Source organism: Streptomyces bottropensis ATCC 25435 (genome assembly GCF_000383595.1).
In the GTDB taxonomy this organism is placed as follows: Bacteria; Actinomycetota; Actinomycetes; order Streptomycetales; family Streptomycetaceae; genus Streptomyces; species Streptomyces bottropensis.
Genome location: NZ_KB911581.1, coordinates 1,282,378 through 1,302,485 on the forward strand (window position 1 = coordinate 1,282,378; position 20,108 = coordinate 1,302,485).

Here is a 20,108-nt window from a genome sequence, read left to right on the forward strand (position 1 = left end):
TTAGTAGCGTTCGCGATGTCTCGAACGCCTGCCTGGGGTGACGACATGGGTCCGCGAGGCGCTGAGAGCAGCAGGACGAGAGTGGAAAGTGGGTGGGGGCGGTGATCCGCAGACCGGTGGCGGTGGTCACGGCGTTCGTGCTGTTCGTGGAAGGGCTCGGAATCGCCGGGCTGCAGTGGTTCCTCGGCACGGTCGTCGACCGGCAGAAGATGTCCCTCGCCGGGCTGGATCCGGACGCGATGTCCCTCTCCACGAAGGCCGGGGGTGTCGTCTTCGGCCTCTACTTCGTCCTCTGCGGTGTGGTCGCCCTGCTCGTCGGGGTGCGCAACCGGCCCGCCGCCGGGCTCGGCAGGATCCTGCTCATCAGCGTGGCCGTCGTGCACGGGCTGCTCGGCGCGCTCACGGTGGGGCTGGTCGGATGGGGCGCGTTCGCGTTCATGATGGTCGTGCTGGGGCTCGTGCTGCTGACGCTGATGACGTACGACCGGCAGGACGGGGGCGCTGACGCCGTGTCGCGTGGGGCGAAGGGGTCGGGCGGAGTGGGTGGTGCCGGTGGGTCGGAGCCGGTCGCTCCTGCGGCGCCCAGCGCCTCGTGACGGTACCGGCGCTCACCTTGTGAGGGGACCGGCTCTCGCCTTGTGACGGGACCGGCTCTCGCCTTGTGACGGTTCGGCGCGATCCCCGCGTGTTCAGTTCTCGCGGGGTGTCCACAGCTCCGTGATGCCTACGCCCAGTTGGGCCAGCAGACGCCGGAGCAGGGGCAGGCTGAGGCCGATGACGTTTCCGTGGTCGCCGTCGATGCCCTCGATGAACGGGGCCGAGCGGCCGTCGAGGGTGAACGCGCCCGCCACGTGGAGGGGTTCGCCCGAGGCGACGTACGCGGCGATCTCCTCGTCGGTGGGGTCGCCGAAGTGGACGACCGTGGAGGCGGTCGCGGAGGCGTGGCGGCCGGTGGCGGTGTCGTAGACGCAGTGGCCGGTCTGGAGCGTGCCGGCGCGGCCGCGCATCGACTTCCAGCGGGCGGTGGCCTCCTCGGCGTCGGCCGGCTTGCCGAAGGCCTGGCCGTCCAGGTCGAGGACCGAGTCGCAGCCGACCACCAGGGCGCCCTTGACCTCGGGCTTCGCGGCTACCACGGAGGCCTTGGCCTCGGCCAGCGCGAGCGCGAGGTCGGCGGGGGTGGGGGCGCTGACGGCGTCCTCGTCGACGCCGCTGACGATCACCTCGGGGATGAGGCCGGCCTGACGGAGGAGGTTGAGCCGGGCGGGGGACTGGGAGGCGAGAACGAGGCGGCGGCGCTGGTGGTCGGTCATGGGCGCCAGGGTATCGGCGGGGGTGCGTCCGGGGGGTGGGCCGGGGGGCGCCTGGTGGCGGTGGGTGGGTCGGGGGCGCGCCGTACGCGGCCGACCCTGCGTGCGGGCGCGCCCGCCTGATCGCCGTACGTGGATTCAGCGGAGGCCCAGGACCAGCATCGCCAGGAGCATGGCGCAGGCCATGAGGACGCCGAGCCGCCGAAGCATGGCCTGCGTGTCGCGCAGTTCCTTCGGCGGCTCGTTCTCAGGGTCGGACCAGAGCATGCTGCGATGGTGCGTCGCCCGGGGGGCCGGGCGCCTGAGTACGCGTACTCAAGTCGTAGGGGAGGTTCCGCTCAGCCGGGCCAGTAGGTGCGGCTCCAGGTCGTGGGGCCCGGGGCCGGGAGGCGGTGGGCGGCGATGCGGGACGGGTCGGCCCAGGAGTCACGGGGGGCGGGCGCGCCGGCGGGCTGCTCCGCCGCGGCTGCTGCTGCGGTGCGGGCGCGGACGACGGCGAGTGCGGCGGCGAGTTCCTCGGGGGTGGGGTTTCCCCGGACGACCTTGATGGTCATGTCGGCTCCGTGGAGGGGGTTGAAGGGGTTAGGGGGTCAGAGGGGGATGTTTCCGTGCTTCTTCGGGGGGAGACTCTCGCGTTTGGTGCGCAGTTGGCGCAGGCCGCGGATGAGGTGGCGGCGGGTTTCGGAGGGGGTGATCACGGCGTCGACGTAGCCGCGTTCGGCCGCGGTGTAGGGGTTGAGGAGGGTGTCCTCGTACTCCTGGATGAGGCGGGCGCGGACGTCTTCGCGTTCGGCCTCGGGGGCGGCGGCGATGGTGCGGCGGTGCAGGATGTTGACCGCGCCCTGGGCGCCCATGACGGCGATCTGGGCGGTGGGCCAGGCGAGGTTGAGGTCGGCGCCGAGGTGTTTGGAGCCCATGACGTCGTAGGCGCCGCCGAAGGCCTTGCGGGTGATGACGGTGATGAGGGGGACGGTGGCCTCGGCGTAGGCGTAGATGAGTTTGGCGCCGCGGCGGATGATCCCCTCGTGTTCCTGGCCCACGCCGGGCAGGAAGCCGGGGACGTCGACGAAGGTCAGGACGGGGACGTTGAAGGCGTCGCAGGTGCGCACGAAACGGGCGGCCTTCTCGGAGGCGTCGATGTCCAGGCAGCCGGCGAACCGCATCGGCTGGTTGGCGACGATCCCGACGGGGTGGCCCTCGACGCGGCCGAAGCCGGTGAGGATGTTGGGGGCGAACAGTGCCTGGGTCTCGAAGAACTCGGCGTCGTCCAGGACGTGTTCGATGACGGTGTGCATGTCGTAGGGCTGGTTGGCGCTGTCGGGGACGAGTGTGTCCAGCTCCAGGTCCTCGCCGGTGACGGCGAGGTCGGCCTGCTCGGGGAAGACCGGGGGCTCGCTGAGGTTGTTGGAGGGCAGGTAGGACAGCAGCTGCCGGACGTAGTCGATGGCGTCCTTCTCGTCGCCCGCCATGTGATGGGCCACGCCGGAGGTGGCGTTGTGGGTGCGGGCGCCGCCCAGCTCCTCGAAACCGACGTCCTCGCCGGTGACGGTCTTGATGACGTCGGGGCCGGTGATGAACATGTGCGAGGTCCGGTCGACCATGACGGTGAAGTCGGTGATCGCGGGCGAGTACACCGCGCCGCCCGCGCACGGGCCGACCACCAGGGAGATCTGCGGGATGACGCCGGAGGCGTGGGTGTTGCGGCGGAAGATCTCGCCGTACATGCCCAGCGCCATCACCCCTTCCTGGATGCGGGCGCCGCCGGAGTCGTTGATACCGATGACCGGACAGCCGGTCTTCAGCGCGAAGTCCATCACCTTCATGATCTTCTGGCCGAACACCTCGCCCAGAGACCCGCCCAGCACCGTGAAGTCCTGCGAGAACACGGCCACCGGACGGCCCTCGACCGTGCCGTAGCCGGTGACGACACCATCGCCGTAGGGGCGGCTTCGTTCCATCCCGAAATCGGTGGAGCGGTGCCGGGCGAACTCGTCGAACTCCACGAAGGAGTCCTCGTCCAGGAGCAGTTCGATGCGCTCACGGGCCGTCAGTTTGCCCTTCGCGTGCTGCTTCTCCACCGCGCGCTCGGAGCCGGCGTGCGTCGCCTCGTCGATACGACGCTGCAGGTCCGCGAGCTTCCCCGCGGTCGTGTGGATGTCGATGCTTGCTGGCGCTTCCGGCTCGGACATCGGGATGCGGCTCCCTGCCTGCTCATGGGGACGTGAAAGATCGGTACGTGCTGCTGGGCGCGTGGGGGGTGCTGCGTACGTGCTCAGAAGTGTGTGGGGTTACTCATCCGTAGCGTAGTGCTGCGCCTACCGTTCGGCAGTGCGGCGTTTACCACACTCCTCGCCCCTTCCGGCTGTACGATCACTGCGTCGCGGCGGGACACGTCGGAGGGGTGACGTCACGAGAGTGATCGAGTGCCCGTGAACCGCAGCTCGTCAGGGCTGGAATCCGTCCCCTTCTCGCGGGGCGGAGGATGTCAAACCTAGGGTGGGTTGCATGACGATCCCACCAGGTGCACAAGGAGACCCGTCCAGCGGACCGGGTGAGCCGAGGTCGGCCCGTTGGTCCGACCTCGGCCGGCCGCCCCTCAACTCCGCCTCCCTGCGCCGGGCGCTGGTCCGGGACGGCGGGCTGTGGAGTTCCCTGGACGTGGTGCCCGTCATCGACTCCACCAACACCGACCTCGCCGGGCGCGCCGACCGCCTCGCCGAGGGTGCCGTGCTCGTCGCGGAGGAGCAGCGGGCGGGCCGCGGACGCCTGGACCGCATCTGGACCGCCCCCGCGCGCTCCGGCCTGTTCTTCTCCGTCCTCCTCAAGCCGGGCGAGGTGCCCGTCGAGCGTTGGGGATGGCTGCCGCTGCTCACCGGCGTCGCCGTCGCGACCGGACTGTCCCGGGCCGCCGGGATCGACACGGCACTCAAATGGCCCAACGACCTGCTGGTGACCGTGGACGGTCAGGAGCGCAAGGCCGGCGGCATCCTCGCGGAGCGGGCCGGGGCGGACGGCGTGGTGATCGGGATCGGCATCAACGTCAGCCTGCGGGAGGACGAACTGCCGGTGCCCGCCGCCGGCTCCCTGTTGCTCGCCGGAGCCGTGACCACGGACCGCGATCCGCTGCTGCGGGCCGCGCTGCGGGCGCTGGAGGAGTGGTACGGGCGGTGGCGGGCCGCCGGCGGCGACCCCTCGGTGAGCGGACTCCAGGAGACCTACGCCGCCGGGTGCGCGACCTTGGGGCGCAAGGTGCGTGCCGAGCTGCCCGGGGACCGGTCGGTCGTGGGGGAGGCCGTGGCGGTGGACGGGGACGGCAGGCTGGTGCTCGCCACGGAGGCCGGGGTGCAGGAGCCGGTGGGAGCGGGGGACATCGTGCATCTGCGGCCCGTGTGACGTGTGGGGATGATGGGGCCTGGGCACCCGGTGTCGCGTGTACGGGGGACTCGGAGCGCCGGCCTCCGGTGGCCCCGGCCGGCGCGGGGTGCCGTCCACCCAAAGGCGTACGCCCCCTTCGGCTCACCTCCCGGAGTGAGCTGGCGCACACCTGCCGTAGAGTTGAGGCCGGTCGAGTACGTGACCGCGGGAGATCGGAAGGGCAGCAGGAGTGAGCGTCGAGGACACGGGCTCCGGCACGGACGCGGATGACCGCGCGGAGCCGCCCCCGCTCTCGGCTTCGCTCGAGCGGTCACAACCCCATGACGTGGACGCCGCCGAGGAGGACCCGCTGGCGCTGCGCCTCGAAGGGCTGATCCTCGGGGCCGAGCGCCGGTACACCCCCTTCCAGGCGGCACGCAGCGCGGGCGTCTCCATGGAGTTGGCGTCCCGTTTCTGGCGGGCCATGGGCTTCGCGGACATCGGCCAGGCCAAGGCGCTGACCGAGGCGGACGTCCTCGCGCTGCGGCGGCTCGCCGGTCTCGTGGAGGCGGGGCTGCTGAGTGAGGCCATGGCGGTGCAGGTGGCCCGGTCGACCGGGCAGACCACCGCGCGGCTCGCCGAGTGGCAGATCGACTCCTTCCTGGAGGGGCTGACCGAGCCGCCGGAGCCGGGGATGACCCGGACCGAGGTGACGTATCCGCTGATCGAGCTGTTGCTGCCCGAGCTGGAGGAGTTCCTCGTCTACGTCTGGCGGCGTCAGCTCGCCGCCGCCACCGGGCGGGTCGTCCAGGCCGCGGACGACGAGGAGATGGTCGACCGGCGCCTCGCGGTCTGCTTCGCCGACCTCGTCGGGTTCACGCGGCTGACCCGCCGGATGGAGGAGGAGGAACTCGGCGAACTGGTCGAGGCCTTCGAGACCACGGCGGCGGACCTCGTGGCGGCGAACGGCGGGCGGCTCATCAAGACCCTGGGCGACGAGGTCCTGTACGCCACGGACGACGCGGGCGTCGCCGCCGAGATCGCGCTGCGCCTCATCGAGACCATGGCCAACGACGCGACCATGCCGGAGCTGCGTGTCGGCATGGCCTTCGGCACGGTGACGACACGGATGGGCGACGTCTTCGGGTCGACCGTGAACCTCGCCAGCCGGCTCACCTCGATAGCGCCGAAGGACGCGGTCCTCGTCGACGGAGCCTTCGCCGAGGAGCTGACCCGCACGGGCGAGGCCCCCGCCTCCGAGGCCGAGGCCGCCGAAGCCGCGGCCGCCGCGGAGAAGGAGGGCGAGGAACCGCCGACGTACCGCTTCGCGCTCCAGCCGATGTGGCAGCGCCCGGTGCGTGGCCTGGGAGTCGTCCAGCCGTGGCTGCTCACGCGGAGGCCGGGGCAGGTCTGACGGGGCACGTTCGGCGGGGCGGGTCTGACGGGCGGGTGCCTGGGAGCCTGCCTGCGCCCGTGCCTTGCGGGGTGGTCCGTCAGTGACTTGCGGGAGCCCTCTCACCTGCGCAGGGCGTCGTCGACGCAGAGGCCGACGATCGGGACGCACAGGCCCGGCTTGGCGGGCTTCGTGGGGGTGGCCGTGTCGCCGGGGGTGTTCGGGGAGTCCGGGGAGTGGGGAGCGGTCGGCTGCTGGGGCGCTGCCGCTGGTGGCCCGGTGGGCGCGGGGGGAGTGGGCCGGGGGGATTCGGGGGTGGCCGCCAGGGGAGCGTCGAGGGCGGGCGCGGAGCTGTCGAGGCCGTCGCGTGCGCCGGGAGCGTAGGGGTCGGAGGGGACCTCGACACCGATGGCGGGGTCGGGCGGGGAGGTGGAGGGGACCGGCGTGGGGGCGGTCGCTCCCGGGGACAGCGGCTGGGTCGGGGCCGGGTCCTCGCCGCCCATGGGGGTGTCGGCGGTCGGGGTCCCCGCGTCGGCCGGGGGTTCGTCGCCCACCGTCGTGCCGGCGTCGGTCGCCTCGTCCGTGACCCCGTCCGGCGCGCTCGGCGCCGGGCCCGCCGCACCGGCGCCGCCGCCGACGGGGTCCGACGCCACCCGCAACAGACTCAGTGCCCCCGCCGCCAGCGCCATCCCGCCCACCGCGAGCAGCAGTTTCCGGGGCCGGGGACGCCGGTGCCGACCGCGCGGGCGGGGCGCGGGCTCGTCGGGAGCGCCGCCGGCCGGGTCGCAGCGGCCTGACGCGAGGGGCGAGAACGCCACGGCCGGCCGTGCGGGGGCCGCCGACGGCCGCCAGGGCGCCGACTGCGCCGGTGAGTCCGGTGCGGCGGTCCTCGCCGGTGCGGAAGCCGGTGGTGCCGTGGGCGCGGTGGCCGGCGTCGGCGACTCCTGTCGCGCTCGTGGTGCGGTGGATGCCGGCCGGGTGGCCGTGTCCGTCGTCATGGTTCGTCCCTCCCCTACGCGCCCGTGTCCGCCGGTGCGCCTGTGGCGGAGCGCAGATTATGTGCAGCGGAGGGTGGTATGGCCGGAGAAGGCGCCGATGTCACTCGTACGGGGAGAAGTTTGCCGGGGTTTGTCAAGGGGACACCCCGTGCGGTCTCTCGTTGGGGTCGGCGCCCGGGCGCCGGGATGACGCGTCGGCGGTCCGTCAGGATCCGCGCTTGCCGCCCGTTCCGGCGGGGGTTTGCGTCGGCCGGGGCGGCTGCGATGATCGGGGGCACGGAGTTAACCCGCGTTAACCGGGAGGGTTCTATGGGTGACGGTGCGGCAGTGGAGCGGGCGGCAGGGCTGGAGGGCGAGGAGGAGCGGCGGTTCGGGGAGTTCGTCGTGGTGCGGCGGCACGGGTTCGTCGCCGAGCTGGCCCTCGACCGGCCCAAGGCCATGAACGCCGTGTCGACCGACATGGCCCGCTCCGTCACGGCGGCGTGCGGGGCGCTGGCCGCCGACCGGGACGTACGCGTGGTCGTGGTGACGTCGACGCACGAGCGGGCGTTCTGTGTGGGGGCCGATCTGAAGGAGCGGAACTCGTTCAGTGACGCCGATCTGCTGCGGCAGCGGCCCGTCGCGCGGGGGGCGTACACCGGCGTACTGGAGTTGCCGATGCCCACGATCGCCGCCGTGCACGGCTTCGCGCTGGGCGGCGGCTTCGAACTCGCCCTGTCCTGCGACCTGATCGTGGCCGACCGTACGGCGGTCGTGGGGCTGCCCGAGGTGTCGGTGGGGGTGATCCCGGGCGGTGGCGGTACGCAGTTGCTGCCGCGCCGGGTGGGGGCCGCGCGGGCGGCGGAGCTGATCTTCACCGCGCGTCGGCTGGAGGCCGGGGAGGCGCGGGACCTGGGCCTCGTCGATCAGCTGGTGGAGGAGGGGCGGGACCGGTCGGAGGCCTTGGCGCTGGCCGCGCGGATCGCCGCGAACTCGCCGGTCGGCCTGCGCGCGGCCAAGCGGGCGCTGCGGCTCGGGCACGGGCTGGATCTGCGGGCCGGCCTGGAGGTCGAGGACGCGGCCTGGCGCTCGGTGGCGTTCTCGGGGGACCGGGCGGAGGGCGTGGCCGCCTTCAACGAGAAGCGGAAGCCGGACTGGCCGGGGGAGTGAGGGCCGAGGTGGCGCGGGCGGGTCCGGTGTCGAGGGCGGCCGGGGTGCGGGCGGGTCCGGTGTCGAGGGCGGCCGGGGTGCGGCCGTGGGTCACCGGTGGCCCGTACCCCTGTTCGCTTCACCAATCTCCCAAATCGTCTCAAAGCTCCCTAGCCTGGGGTGATGGGAGAGGACAGGCGGCTGAGGGCCGTGGTGGCGTTGGCGCGTGGGATGGCTGGGGCGCGTACGTCGCCGGAGACGTGGTGGGCGGCCGCCGACGGGTCGTGCCGGGCCCTGTCGGGCAGCTTTGCCGCGCTGTCCGTGTGGGAGCGGGATCGTGGGCTGCTGCGGGTGCTCGTGAACGTGGGGAACCGGGCGGCGGACGAGGAGGAGTTTCCCGAGGACGAGACGTATCCGGTGCACGAGTTCCCGGAGATCGCGGAGTTCCTGCATGAGCGCTGGCTGGAGGGCGGTGAGCCCAACGCCTGGGTGGAGACGGCCGCCGGGCCGGTCGGGGGGCGGCGCCCCGGCGGCTACTGCCACCAGCGGGTCGCCGCCCTGCGCCGTCGCGGCCGGGGCTGCTGCGTGGTGGCGCCCGTCGTGATGAACGGCCGGGCCTGGGGCGAGCTGTATGTGGCCCGGCCCGCCGGGGAGCCCGTGTTCAACGGCGGCGACGCGGCCTTCGCGACCGTGCTGGCCTCGGTCGTGGCCGCGGGACTCGCGCAGTCCGAGCGGCTGGAGGAGGCCCGGCGCCTCGCCTTCACCGACCCCCTCACCGGACTCGGCAACCGGCGCGCGGTCGATCTCCGTCTCGACGAGGCGATGGAGGCGCACCGGCGCGACGGCACGGTGATCAGCCTCGTCGTCTGCGACCTCAACGGCCTGAAGAAGGTCAACGACTCCCACGGGCACGCGATGGGGGACCAGCTGCTGGAGCGGTTCGGATCCGTGCTGTCGCGCTGCGCGGCGGAGCTGCCCCGGGTGCTGGTGGCGCGGCTCGGCGGGGACGAGTTCTGCCTGCTGGCGGTGGGGCCGTCGGCGGACGAGGTGGTACGGGTCGCCGGTGACCTCTGTGTACGGGCGCGGGAGCTGGAGCCGGGCGACGGGGTCGCCTGCGGTGTCGCGTCCACCGGCGATCCGATCGGGCCGTTGCGCTCGGCCCGGCGGCTGTTCCGGCTGGCCGACGCGGCGCAGTACCGGGCCAAGGCCGCCGGTTCCGTGGAGCCGGTCGTCGCGGGGCGGGAGGGGGACGGCGACGAGGATCCGGTGGTCAGTCTCGCGGACCGCCCGCCCGCGCCCGTCGATCCCGCGCACCCGGGGGACCGGCGCCGCATTCGAGGGCGCCGGTCCTCCTAGGGCGGGCCGCGCGCGGGGTCGAGTCGACGCGCGGTCCTGGGCTGCCCACGGCCGAGGGGGGAGTGGGCCGTGGGCCGGTCGGTGGTCCGGAAGGGGCAGGGCAGGGGGAGGGTGGCTCCGGTGGGCACGCGCCCTGCGGCGTCCGGTATTTCGACCCTACGCGCGCGTACCCGCTGACAGGGCTCTGACCTGGTGATTCTGATCAACCTCGGAGGGATCTCTGACCGTTCTCCGATCTGTCTCTGATCTACGCGGATAGGTGCGGGGCCGGTCGGTGGGGACGAGGATCGGTCGGTGGGGGTGGGGACCGGTCGGTGCGGGCGGAGACCGGTGGGCGGGGGCGGGGACCGGTGGGTGGGGGNTGGGGGGTCCGCTCCCGGAGGAGGCGCGACGGGAGTAAGGAGTCCCTCCCCGTCGCGGTCGTGACATTCGGCGATTCAGTCCCTACGATCCTGAATATGGATATGCACTCTGTGGACACGGTGGTCCTCGGGACGTCCGGGGTCACCGCGGCCGACGTCCTCGCCGTGGCGCGCGCCGACGCCCGGATCGAGCTCTCCGACGAGGCGGTGGCCGCGCTCGCGGCGGCCCGCGAGATCGTGGACGCGCTGGCGGCCAAGCCGGAGCCCGTCTACGGGGTCTCCACCGGCTTCGGCGCCCTCGCGACCCGGCACATCAGCCCCGAACTGCGGGCCCGACTCCAACGCAACATCGTCCGCTCGCACGCCGCCGGCATGGGGCCGAGGGTGGAGCGCGAGGTCGTCCGCGCGCTGATGTTCCTGCGCCTGAAGACCGTCTGCTCCGGCCGCACCGGCGTCCGGCCCGAGGTCGCGCAGACCATGGCCGACGTCCTCAACGCAGGCATCACCCCCGTCGTCCACGAGTACGGCTCCCTCGGCTGCTCCGGGGACCTGGCCCCGCTGTCCCACTGCGCGCTCACCCTGATGGGCGAGGGCGACGCCGAGGGCCCGGACGGGGTCGTACGGCCGGCCGGCGAGCTGCTCGCCGAGCACGGCATCGCGCCCGTCGAGCTGCGCGAGAAGGAGGGGCTGGCCCTCCTCAACGGCACCGACGGCATGCTCGGCATGCTCGTCATGGCACTGGCCGATCTGGAGAAGCTGTACACGTCGGCGGACATCACCGCCGCGATCTCCCTGGAGGCCCTGCTCGGCACGGACCGGGTCCTCGCCCCCGAACTGCACGCCATCCGCCCGCACCCCGGGCAGGCGGCCTCCGCGGCCAACATGCTCGCCGTGCTGAAGGATTCGGGGCTCACCGGGCACCACCAGGACGACGCGCCCCGCGTGCAGGACGCGTACTCGGTGCGGTGCGCTCCCCAGGTGGCCGGGGCCGGGCGGGACACCGTCGCGTACGCGCGGCTCGTCGCCGAGCGGGAGCTGGCGGCGGCGGTCGACAACCCCGTCGTCCTGCCGGACGGGAGGGTCGAGTCCAACGGCAACTTCCATGGCGCGCCCGTCGCCTACGTCCTCGACTTCCTCGCCATCGCCGTGGCGGACCTCGCCTCGATCGCGGAGCGGCGCACCGACCGGCTGCTCGACAAGAACCGCTCGCACGGGCTGCCGCCGTTCCTCGCGGACGACGCCGGGGTCGACTCCGGGCTGATGATCGCGCAGTACACGCAGGCGGCGCTGGTGAGTGAGCTGAAGCGGCTCGCCGTGCCGGCCTCCGCGGACTCGATCCCGTCCTCCGCGATGCAGGAGGACCATGTGTCGATGGGCTGGGCGGCGGCGCGGAAGCTGCGGACCGCCGTCGACAACCTGACGCGGGTGCTGGCCGTGGAGTTGTACGCCGGGACGCGGGGGGTGGAGCTGCGGGAGGGGCTGGTGGCCGCGCCGGCCACCCGGGCCGTGGTGGAGGCTCTGCGGGGAGCCGGGGTCGAGGGGCCGGGGGCGGATCGTTTCCTCGCGCCTGATCTGGCGTTGGCCGACGCGTTCGTGCGGGACGGGCGGTTGGTGATGGCCGCGGAGTCCGTGACCGGGGTGCTCGCCTGAGGTAGGGGCGGGTGGGTGTGGGTGCGGGTGCGTCGCCGGGTGCGGGTGGGGCGTGGTCGCTCGCGCAGTTCCTCGTGCCCCTGGAGGGCGCGGTTGCTTGTGCGCGCCCCGCGCCCCGGGAGGGCGTGGTCGCCCGGGCGGGCGCCGCGGCCACTGCGAGGAGCAGGGGTCGCGGCCCTTGCTCCTCGTTCTTTCACGGGGCGTGCGGGAGTTCGAGGTCCTCGCGTTCGCGGCGGATGGAGTAGGCGACGAACGCCGCGCCCAGGCCGAGCATGGCCGTGCCGCCGATGACGTAGGGGGTGGTGTTCGGGCTGCCGGTGTCGGCGAGTTCGCGGGTGTCGCCGGTGGTCGTGGCCGCGTCCGACGTCGTGGTCGTCTGCTCGCGTACGGCCGCTTCCTGGGTCGCGTTGGCGGACGGCACGAACCAGAGGGCACCCAGAAGGGTGCCCGCGGCGGTGGCGGTCACCAACGACCGGCGGGCGGTGGACGACGCGCGACGTGCGACGGACACGGAATATCGATCCCCTTGTGACGCTGGCGAATTGGCCGTGGAGAGCGATGCTAATGAAAGGCGCGGGTCGTGGGAAAGTCGCGTGACCTGTGAGCCGTACGCTCCGGAGCATGAGTACAGCGGAGACATCACAGTTTGTCCGGCTACGCGTCGAATTGGTGGTGGAGATCGACGACGTCGAGGCCATCACCGGGGCCGCTCTGCGGCGGATCGCGACCGATTCCGATATGCCTGCCGATGAGCGGGTACACGCCGAGAGCGCGGTGACCGAGGACACCGCGGAGGCCCTCGCCTATCTGGTCGACCCGTTCGACCTGGTCGGAGAGGTCCCCGGGGTCGAACTGGCCCAGGCCTCCTGGAGTAGTGAGGGTATCGACTACGACCCCGATTCGCCGGAATGGGGTCTCGACGAGGATGATGACGCAGAGGTCGAAGAGGAAGACTCCCGCGGCTGAGCGGTCGGGGAAATTGATGGTCCCGGGCGGCAACCGCCGTCCGGGGTTCTTTCGTCTCACGAGGCGCACCAGTCACTTGTGCACCCCCGGGTCGCCGACGATCCGATGCGGGTGGAGTGGCGTATCCCACATATCCGCGGGAGCGGAACGGCCCGTGCCGTTGTGGTGTTTAAGTGCTTACGGGGATCTTCGGGGTTTTGGGGATTCGGCAACGATGGAGAAGCGTGTGATGACGAACAGTAAGCGGCGCAGGGGCCTGACGGTCGCGTCCGCACTGCTCGGCGGGGTGCTGGTGCTCTCTGCGTGCAGCGGGGGCGACGGCGACAAGGCGTCCGGGGGTGACGGCGGGGACTCCTCGCAGTCCAAGGTCGACGAGGCGGCGGCGGAGAAGACCTCCGAGGCCGACATCAAGATCATGCCGAAGGACGGCTCGGACAACGCCTCCATCAACAACTCGGCCAAGGTCACCGTGAGCAAGGGCACGCTCACCGAGGTGAAGATGACCACCTCCGACGGCACCGCCGTCGAGGGCGAGATATCCGCGGACAAGAAGAGCTGGGCGCCGAGCGCTCAGCTGGAGCGGTCCACCGGCTACAAGATCACCGCTGCCGCCGAGGACTCCGAGGGGCGCAAGGCCCACGAGAACGCGGCGTTCACCACGGTCTCGCCCGCCAACAGCTTCATCGGCAACTTCACGCCCGAGGACGGCTCGACCGTCGGCGTCGGTATGCCGGTCTCGATCAACTTCGACAAGGCGATCACCGACAAGGCCGCCGTGCAGAAGGGGATCACCGTCTCCAGCAGCTCCGGCCAGGAGGTCGTCGGGCACTGGTTCAACGCCAACCGCATCGACTTCCGGCCCGAGGAGTACTGGAAGGGCGGCTCCACCGTCACCCTGAAGCTCGCGCTCGACGGTGTGGAGGGTGCCGACGGTGTCTACGGTGTGCAGCAGAAGACCGTGACCTTCAAGATCGGCCGTAATCAGGTCTCCATCGTCGACGCCAAGACCAAGACGATGAAGATCACGCGGGACGGCAAGGTCGTCAAGACCATCCCCATCTCCGCCGGTTCGCCCGAGAACAAGACGTACCAGGGTCAGATGGTGATCTCCGAGCAGTTCAAGGAGACCCGGATGAACGGCGCGACGGTCGGGTTCACCGACGACGACGGCAAGGGCGAGTACGACATCAAGGACGTCCCCCACGCTCAGCGTCTGACGACCTCGGGCACCTTCATCCACGGCAACTACTGGGGTGCCGACTCCGTCTTCGGCAACGTCAACACCAGTCACGGCTGCGTCGGTCTGAACGACACCAAGGGTGCCAACGACCCCGACACCGAGGGCGCCTGGTTCTACGACAACTCCATCATCGGTGACGTCGTGGACATCCGGAACACCGGAGACAAGACGGTCGCCCCGGACAACGGCCTCAACGGCTGGAACATGAACTGGGCCGACTGGAAGGCCGGTTCGGCCGTCTGACCCCCCGTCATCCGTAGAACGCGCGACCGGTGCCGCCCCTGTGACACGCAGGGGCGGCACCGTTGTTTCCGAGGCGATGCCCAGGGTTCTCATCAGGCTCTTATCGAGGACTTATCCCGTCATCACATGGCGTCCCTAGCTTGCCGCCATGTTCTTCACCTACCTGAGGCGCGAACTGCGCCGCCGCAGAAAGGCGGCGCTCGTCGTCGCCTCCGGGCTCGCCCTGGGCATCGCACTGGTCATCGTGGTCAGTTCCGTGTCCTCGGGCATGGAGAAGGCGCAGGGCAAGGTTCTCGAATCCCTGTACGGCCTGGGCACGGACATGACCGTCACCAAGGCCGCCGCCGCGGCGGACGAGAACGGCGGCCAGCGCCCGCGATTCGAGTTCGACGCCCAGGACGACGACTCCGACGAGAACCAGAGCAGTGACCTCGTCCGGGTGCAGGGCTTCCAGACGCTGGCGAGTTCGACCGTCACCGAGGTCGGCGAACAGGCGGGTGTCGCGCAGGCCGTCGGCGGTCTCAGCCTCCAGGTCATCAAGGTCGACGGGCAGTTCCGGCGCGGCCAGTTCCAGCAGGACGAGGGCACCGGGGGCCAGCAGCCCGGCGGCCCCGGCGCCGGTGGCCAGAACGGCGGCGGCACAGGCCGGGTCGAGGGCGGCGGCGCCCAGTTCGACGTCGACAACTACTCCGTCTACGGCACGGACGTCACCGAGCCCGACCTGGGCCCCCTGACCTCCTCGAAGATCACCAGCGGTCGTACGTTCACGACGTCCGAGACCGACGCCGAGGTCGTCGTCGCGGACAGGTCGTACGCCAAGGAGAAGGAGCTGAAGGTCGGTGACAGCGTCACCGTCAACAGCGTCAAGTACAAGGTCATCGGCATCGCGACGCCCGACAGCGGGGACGCGGCGGCCGACCTCTACATGCCGCTGAAGCAGGCGCAGACGCTCAGCGACTCCAAGGACAAGGTCACCACGATCTACGTCAGGGCGAGCGACTCGCAGCGGATCGACGGCGTGAAGGCGGCCATCCAGAAGAACATCGACGGGACGACCGTCACCACCTCCGCCGACCTCGCCGACACGGTCTCCGGATCGCTGTCGACGGCCTCGGACCTCGCCTCCGACGTCGGCAAGTGGCTGTCGATCGCGGTGCTCGTGGCCGCGTTCCTGGTGGCCGGGCTGCTCACCTCGTCGGCCGTGTCGCGGCGGGTGCGGGAGTTCGGCACGCTCAAGGCGCTGGGATGGAAGTCGGGGCGTGTGACCCGGCAGGTCGTCGGTGAGGCCGTCGTCAACGGACTGGTGGGCGGTGCGCTCGGTATCGCGCTCGGGCTCGGCGGGGCGTACGTCGTCACGGCGATCAGTCCGACGCTGCAGGCGGAGATCGGGGCGGCGGGCGGTGGTTTCGGCGGATCCGGTGCCGGCGCGCCCGGCGGAGGCGGCTTCCCCGGCGCGGGCGGGCCCGGCGGAGGGCGGCAGACGGCTTCCGACGCGCTGGACGTGGCCCTCACGGCACCCGTCAGCGTCACGACCATCGGCGTCGCGGTGGGGCTCGCCGTCGCCGGCGGGCTGATCGCGGGGGCGTTCGGCGGGTGGCGGGCCTCGCGGCTGCGGCCGGCGGACGCGCTGCGGCGCGTGGAGTAGTACGGCGGCGGCCGAGGCGCCCGCCCCACAGCCAGGTCCATCCGAATTCAGGGAGTCCACATGTACGTACTGACCGGCGTCACCAAGCGCTACGCGCGCGGCAAGGACACCGTCACCGCCCTCGACGGGGTCGATCTCACCATCGCCGACGGGGACCGGCTGGTCATCCAGGGGCCCACCGGGGGCGGGAAGTCCACGCTGTTGCAGATGCTCGGGGGGCTGGACAAGCCCTCCGATGGGAGCGTCGAACTGGACGGGACCGATCTGGCGAGGCTGTCGGAGGCGAAGCTCACGAGGGTGCGCGGCGAGAACATCGGGTTCGTCTTCCAGAGCTTCAACCTGATCCCGACGCTGACCGCGCAGGAGAACGTGGAGACGGCCCTCGTGCCGCTCGGGGTCAGGGCGAAGGAGCGGCGGGAGCGGGCCGCGGAGGCGCTTGGGTCGGTGGGGCTCGGCGAGCGGCTCGGACATCTGCCGGCCGAGCTGTCGGGCGGCCAGCAGCAACGCGTCGCGATCGCCCGCGCGCTGGTGAAGCGGCCGAAGGTGCTGCTCGCGGACGAGCCCACCGGCAACCTCGACGAGTCCACGCGCGACGAGATCATGGAGGTCCTGGAGACGCTGTGGAAGGAGCACGGCCTCACGTTCATCATGGTCACCCATGACTCGACGCTGGCGAGGAAAGCCCCTCGGGTCGCGACCATCCGCAAGGGGCGCATCACGGTGAAGGAGAACGCCGGGGCGTGAGCGCCTGCCCTCATCGGGTGGAACCCGGAACCCGGAACCCGGAACCCGGTGAGTTCCCTGGGCGTGGGGCGCGTTGGTGTGGAGCTCGGGCGCGTGCGGGCTGTGCGTGGCCCGGGTTCGCCGCTTTGCGCCCACCCGCGAGGGAGGGGACGTGAGTTGACTCCCGGTCATACTGCGTAGACCGGGGGAATTGGCGCGTATGTGTGCGGAAGCTCCCCTGGCCGGATGAACCGGATCAAGGGGGAGACTTGCGCAGACACACCAAGAGCGCGTGCACGGCCGCGATCGCCATGGTGTCCGCCGTCGCGCTGACGGCGGGCCCGACCAGCCCGGCGTCCGCGATATCCGAGCGCGTGACGGGCGTGGCCGGAGTGACCGGCATGACGGGCTTTGCCGGCGTGACCGGCGTGGAAGGCGTGACCGCCGCCGGCCTCGCGGCAGGCCGTCGCATCACCCTCGTCACCGGTGACCGCGTCCTCGTCGACGCCGGGGGCCGCGTGGTCGGCCTGGAGCGGGCCAAGGGCCGTGAGGGCGTCCCCCTGGCGGTGCGCGAGGCCGGCGGCCACACCTACGTCCTGCCGGCCGACGCGGCCCGGCTCATCTCCGCCGGCCGGGTCGACAGGCGGCTGTTCGACATCACCGCGCTGAACACGTCGGCGGCCCGCGCCGCCCACAAGCAGGGCCTGAAGCTGATCGTCGGCTACACCGGAACCGCCGCCGGCGCCCGGGCCGACGTACGGGCGGCTGGCGACACCAAGGTCCGCCGCACCCTGCGGACACTGAACGCCGAGGCGGTGCTCACCCCCGGGGACGACGCAGCCGCGCTGTGGAAGGCGGTCACCGACGCCGACGGCACCACCGCCACCGGGATCGCCCACCTCTGGCTGGACGGCGTCCGCGAGGTCACCCTCGACAAGTCCGTCGCGCGGATCGGCGCCCCGAAGGCATGGAAGGCCGGCTTCGACGGCAAGGGCGTCACCATCGCCGTCCTCGACACGGGCGTCGACGCGACCCACCCCGACCTCAAGGGCCAGGTGAAGGCCGCCAAGAACTTCTCCACCTCACCCGACACCACGGACAAGTACGGCCACGGCACGCACGTCGCCTCCATCGCGGCCGGCACCGGGGCCGGCTCCCGCGGCAAGTACAAGGGCGTCGCGCCCCGCGCCAAGCTGCTCAACGGCAAGGTGCTCGACGACGAGGGCTACGGCGACGACTCCGGCATCGTCGCCGGCATGGAGTGGGCCGCCGCGCAGGGCGCCGACGTGGTCAACCTCAGCCTGGGCGGCGGTGACACCCCCGAGATCGACCCGATGGAGGCGGCGATCGACAAGCTCTCCGCCGAAAAGGGCGTCCTCTTCGCGGTCGCCGCGGGCAACGAGGGCGACTGGGGTGCGGGCACGGTCGGCTCGCCGGGCAGCGCCGCCGCCGCGCTCACCGTCGGCGCGGTCGACGACAAGGACCGGCTCGCCTCCTTCTCCAGCCGGGGCCCCACCCTCGACGGCCGGATCAAACCCGACGTGACCGCCCCCGGCGTCGCCATCACCGCCGCCGCGGCCCCGGGCAGCGTCATCGAGCGCGAGGTCGGCCAGAATCCCAAGGGCTACCTGACGATCTCCGGTACGTCGATGGCGACCCCGCATGTCGCCGGCGCCGCCGCCCTCCTCAAGCAACAGCACCCGAAGTGGACGTACGCCGAACTGAAGGCCGCCCTCGTCGCGTCCGCCAAGGGCGGCGCGTACACCCCCTTCGAGCAGGGTTCGGGCCGTATCCGCGTCGACAGGGCGATCAAGCAGAAGGTCGTCGCCCGGCCCGTCTCGGTCGACTTCGGCGTCCACCGGTGGCCGCACACCGACGACAAGCCGGTGGCCAAGAAGCTCACCTACAAGAACCTCGGCACGAAGGCCGTCACCCTCACCCTCGCGGTGACCGGCACGAACCCCAAGGGCGAACCCGCCCCGGCCGGCTTCTTCAAGCTCGGCGCCAGGAAGGTCACCGTCCCGGCCCGGGGCAGGGCCACCGTCGACCTCATCGTGAACACCAGGCTCGGCGGGAACCTGGACGGCGCCTATTCCGCGTACGTCACCGCCAAGGGCGGCGGCCAGGGCGTCCGCACGGCGGCGGCCGTACAGCGCGAGGCGGAGTCGTACGACGTCACGCTGAAGACGGTCGGCCGGGACGGCGCACCGGCCGTGCACCACGTGCTCGACCTGACCGGCGTCTCCGGGCTCGCCCGGGACACGTGGTTCACGCCGTACGACCAGGACGGCACGGTCGATCTCCGGGTACCGGAGGGCGACTACATCCTGAACGCCGGGATCGTCGTGGACCCGGACGACGCCGCCAAGGGCGTGGACTGGCTCGCCCGGCCGACGCTCACCGTCGACCGGCGGATCTCCCTCACGCTGGACGCCCGCACGACGAAACCGGTGGACATCACCGTGCCCGATCCCGCCGCCCGACAGGTCCTCGCGGCACCGGAGTTCGCCCTGACGGTGGGCGGGGACAGCTACTCCTCCGGCTGGCTCCTCGACACCTACGCGGGGTTCCGCACCGCGCACCTCGGCCCGCGGACCGCCGGCGGCATGCTCAGCCAGACCTGGGCCGGCCAGTGGACCGGGGGCGGCACGGCGCAGTACGCCACCGCCGGCGGAGGCAAGGTCGAGAAGCTCGCCACCGGCTGCACCAAGCACTGGAGGAAGGGCGAACTGGCCACCGTGCGGACCGGCCTGGGCGCCTCCGGCACCGGAAGGAAGGGCGCGGTCCTCGCCTGGGCCCAGCTTCCCGGCAGCTCCGGCTCGCCCGCCGTGGGCGTCCCGCAGCCGGTGCCCGGCAGGCGCACGCTGTATCTGTCCGCCGCGAACGGGGTCTCATGGGTCCTGGACTTCGAGCAGTACGGCGCGGAGGACGAGGAGGGCTTCCCGCTCCTGGACGCCTACTACACGACCGGCGGCAGCCGCACCTTCAAGGCGGGCCGGACGTACGCACAGACCTTCAACGTCGGGATCTTCGGACCGCGGATCGCCGGGAGCCACGGCATCCGGCGTGACGGCGCGTACCTGTACGGCCTGCTGCCGATGTTCGCCGACGGCCGGGGGCACGCGGGGGCGTCCGTCTACGAGAAGGTGACGACCACCCTGTACCGCGACGGCGAGAAGTTCGCCTCGGGCGAGGACGCGCTGGACGGGTCGGGCCGGTTCCCACTCCCGGCGGGCCGCGCCGCCTACCGGCTGACGACCTCCCTCACCCGTTCCGCCGGCCTGGCCAGGGCCTCGTCCCGGATCGACGCGAGCTGGACCTTCACCTCCGAGAAGACCGCGCGCGACACGAAGATGCCGGTGTCCACGGTCCGCTTCGGCGCCCCGTTCCTCGGCCTCGACAGCACCGCTCCGGCGGGCGGCAGGGCCACCGTCCGCGTCACCGTGCAGGGCGCGGCCGCCGGTGACAACCTCAGGTCGTTGTCCGTGTACGTGTCGGGCGACGGCCGGAAGTGGACCGAAGTCGCGGTGAGGAAGGGCGCGTTCACGCACCGGACCCCGGCGGCGGGGAAGAGCGTGTCACTGCGCGCCGAGGTGACCGACAAGCAGGGGAACACGTCGACGGTGACGATCCACGACGCGTACTTCGGCAGGTGAGGCGCCCCCTCTGAGGCGCTCCGCCTGAGGCACCGCACCTGAGGCACCCCACGGCGGACGGCAGAAGGCATCCGGGGTGACGTCGTG

General features: G+C 72.0%; 17 protein-coding genes. 11 read left to right on the forward strand and 6 right to left on the reverse strand.

All coding sequences use genetic code 11. The features are described 5' to 3' along the window. The first annotated feature begins 101 nt into the window (after positions 1–101). A complete protein-coding gene (locus tag STRBO_RS0105810) occupies positions 102–596 on the forward strand; it encodes a hypothetical protein (RefSeq protein ID WP_020113909.1) in 495 nt (164 codons plus the stop codon). Between the two features lie 93 nt (positions 597–689). Here the strand turns inward: STRBO_RS0105810 and STRBO_RS0105815 are convergent, their stop codons facing one another. The 4 genes from STRBO_RS0105815 to STRBO_RS0105830 all read right to left on the reverse strand — a co-directional run bounded on the left by STRBO_RS0105815 (position 690) and on the right by STRBO_RS0105830 (position 3,496). Then, positions 690–1,310, reverse strand: coding sequence for a nucleoside triphosphate pyrophosphatase (locus tag STRBO_RS0105815; RefSeq protein WP_005480906.1), 621 nt, complete (start codon positions 1,308–1,310; stop codon positions 690–692). A 135-nt stretch (positions 1,311–1,445) separates the two neighbouring features. Continuing rightward, positions 1,446–1,574 (reverse strand): morphogenic membrane protein MmpB, encoded by a 129-nt coding sequence (mmpB, locus tag STRBO_RS45340; RefSeq protein WP_005480905.1) that lies wholly within the window; start codon positions 1,572–1,574, stop codon positions 1,446–1,448. A 71-nt stretch (positions 1,575–1,645) separates the two neighbouring features. Beyond that, positions 1,646–1,861, reverse strand: coding sequence for an acyl-CoA carboxylase epsilon subunit (locus STRBO_RS0105825; protein ID WP_005480903.1), 216 nt, complete (start codon positions 1,859–1,861; stop codon positions 1,646–1,648). Positions 1,862–1,897: 36 nt separating this feature from the next. After that, the gene (locus STRBO_RS0105830) at positions 1,898–3,496 is read right to left on the reverse strand and encodes an acyl-CoA carboxylase subunit beta (protein ID WP_005480902.1); all 1,599 of its coding nucleotides are present in this window, start codon (positions 3,494–3,496) and stop codon (positions 1,898–1,900) included. 316 nt (positions 3,497–3,812) lie between these two features. Between STRBO_RS0105830 and STRBO_RS0105835 the strand changes: the two genes are divergently transcribed. Continuing rightward, positions 3,813–4,700: a biotin--[acetyl-CoA-carboxylase] ligase gene (locus STRBO_RS0105835; RefSeq protein WP_005480901.1), complete on the forward strand. Its 888-nt coding sequence runs from the start codon at positions 3,813–3,815 to the stop codon at positions 4,698–4,700. Between the two features lie 211 nt (positions 4,701–4,911). Then, positions 4,912–6,075, forward strand: coding sequence for an adenylate/guanylate cyclase domain-containing protein (locus STRBO_RS0105840; RefSeq protein ID WP_020113911.1), 1,164 nt, complete (start codon positions 4,912–4,914; stop codon positions 6,073–6,075). Between the two features lie 101 nt (positions 6,076–6,176). Here STRBO_RS0105840 and STRBO_RS45345 read toward each other — a convergent pair whose 3' ends face one another. Then, complete coding sequence (locus STRBO_RS45345) at positions 6,177–7,052, reverse strand: hypothetical protein (RefSeq protein WP_005480897.1); 876 nt, start codon at positions 7,050–7,052, stop codon at positions 6,177–6,179. Between the two features lie 309 nt (positions 7,053–7,361). Between STRBO_RS45345 and STRBO_RS0105850 the strand changes: the two genes are divergently transcribed. The 3 genes from STRBO_RS0105850 to hutH all read left to right on the forward strand — a co-directional run bounded on the left by STRBO_RS0105850 (position 7,362) and on the right by hutH (position 11,548). Then, complete coding sequence (locus tag STRBO_RS0105850; protein ID WP_005480896.1) at positions 7,362–8,201, forward strand: enoyl-CoA hydratase/isomerase family protein; 840 nt, start codon at positions 7,362–7,364, stop codon at positions 8,199–8,201. Between the two features lie 162 nt (positions 8,202–8,363). Further along, positions 8,364–9,536 (forward strand): GGDEF domain-containing protein, encoded by a 1,173-nt coding sequence (locus STRBO_RS0105855; protein ID WP_005480893.1) that lies wholly within the window; start codon positions 8,364–8,366, stop codon positions 9,534–9,536. Positions 9,537–10,009: 473 nt separating this feature from the next. Then, entirely contained in the window at positions 10,010–11,548 is a 1,539-nt protein-coding gene (gene hutH, locus STRBO_RS0105860) for a histidine ammonia-lyase (RefSeq protein WP_005480891.1), read from the forward strand. A gap of 193 nt (positions 11,549–11,741) precedes the next feature. Here the strand turns inward: hutH and STRBO_RS0105865 are convergent, their stop codons facing one another. Continuing rightward, entirely contained in the window at positions 11,742–12,059 is a 318-nt protein-coding gene (locus STRBO_RS0105865; protein WP_020113913.1) for a hypothetical protein, read from the reverse strand. A gap of 110 nt (positions 12,060–12,169) precedes the next feature. Here STRBO_RS0105865 and STRBO_RS0105870 point away from each other — a divergent pair, with 110 nt between their 5' ends. The 5 genes from STRBO_RS0105870 to STRBO_RS0105890 all read left to right on the forward strand — a co-directional run bounded on the left by STRBO_RS0105870 (position 12,170) and on the right by STRBO_RS0105890 (position 20,021). After that, positions 12,170–12,514 (forward strand): hypothetical protein, encoded by a 345-nt coding sequence (locus STRBO_RS0105870; RefSeq protein ID WP_028796486.1) that lies wholly within the window; start codon positions 12,170–12,172, stop codon positions 12,512–12,514. A gap of 214 nt (positions 12,515–12,728) precedes the next feature. Then, a complete protein-coding gene (locus tag STRBO_RS0105875) occupies positions 12,729–13,997 on the forward strand; it encodes a L,D-transpeptidase (RefSeq protein WP_005480886.1) in 1,269 nt (422 codons plus the stop codon). 148 nt (positions 13,998–14,145) lie between these two features. Next, positions 14,146–15,642, forward strand: a complete 1,497-nt coding sequence (locus tag STRBO_RS0105880; RefSeq protein WP_005480884.1) for an ABC transporter permease — start codon at positions 14,146–14,148, stop codon at positions 15,640–15,642. A gap of 60 nt (positions 15,643–15,702) precedes the next feature. Continuing rightward, complete coding sequence (locus STRBO_RS0105885) at positions 15,703–16,386, forward strand: ABC transporter ATP-binding protein (protein ID WP_005480883.1); 684 nt, start codon at positions 15,703–15,705, stop codon at positions 16,384–16,386. 248 nt (positions 16,387–16,634) lie between these two features. Then, positions 16,635–20,021 (forward strand): S8 family peptidase, encoded by a 3,387-nt coding sequence (locus tag STRBO_RS0105890; RefSeq protein ID WP_005480882.1) that lies wholly within the window; start codon positions 16,635–16,637, stop codon positions 20,019–20,021. The last annotated feature ends 87 nt before the right edge of the window (positions 20,022–20,108 follow it).

Coding starts and splice junctions, on each gene's coding strand:
- STRBO_RS0105830 (WP_005480902.1), bottom strand. CDS start 3,496: ATGTCCGAGCCGGAAGCGCCAGCAAGCATCGACATCCACACGACCGCG.
- STRBO_RS0105825 (WP_005480903.1), bottom strand. CDS start 1,861: ATGACCATCAAGGTCGTCCGGGGAAACCCCACCCCCGAGGAACTCGCC.
- STRBO_RS0105850 (WP_005480896.1), top strand. CDS start 7,362: ATGGGTGACGGTGCGGCAGTGGAGCGGGCGGCAGGGCTGGAGGGCGAG.
- STRBO_RS0105835 (WP_005480901.1), top strand. CDS start 3,813: ATGACGATCCCACCAGGTGCACAAGGAGACCCGTCCAGCGGACCGGGT.
- STRBO_RS0105875 (WP_005480886.1), top strand. CDS start 12,729: ATGGAGAAGCGTGTGATGACGAACAGTAAGCGGCGCAGGGGCCTGACG.
- STRBO_RS0105880 (WP_005480884.1), top strand. CDS start 14,146: ATGTTCTTCACCTACCTGAGGCGCGAACTGCGCCGCCGCAGAAAGGCG.
- STRBO_RS0105870 (WP_028796486.1), top strand. CDS start 12,170: ATGAGTACAGCGGAGACATCACAGTTTGTCCGGCTACGCGTCGAATTG.
- STRBO_RS45345 (WP_005480897.1), bottom strand. CDS start 7,052: ATGACGACGGACACGGCCACCCGGCCGGCATCCACCGCACCACGAGCG.
- STRBO_RS0105855 (WP_005480893.1), top strand. CDS start 8,364: ATGGGAGAGGACAGGCGGCTGAGGGCCGTGGTGGCGTTGGCGCGTGGG.
- STRBO_RS0105885 (WP_005480883.1), top strand. CDS start 15,703: ATGTACGTACTGACCGGCGTCACCAAGCGCTACGCGCGCGGCAAGGAC.
- mmpB (WP_005480905.1), bottom strand. CDS start 1,574: ATGCTCTGGTCCGACCCTGAGAACGAGCCGCCGAAGGAACTGCGCGAC.
- STRBO_RS0105815 (WP_005480906.1), bottom strand. CDS start 1,310: ATGACCGACCACCAGCGCCGCCGCCTCGTTCTCGCCTCCCAGTCCCCC.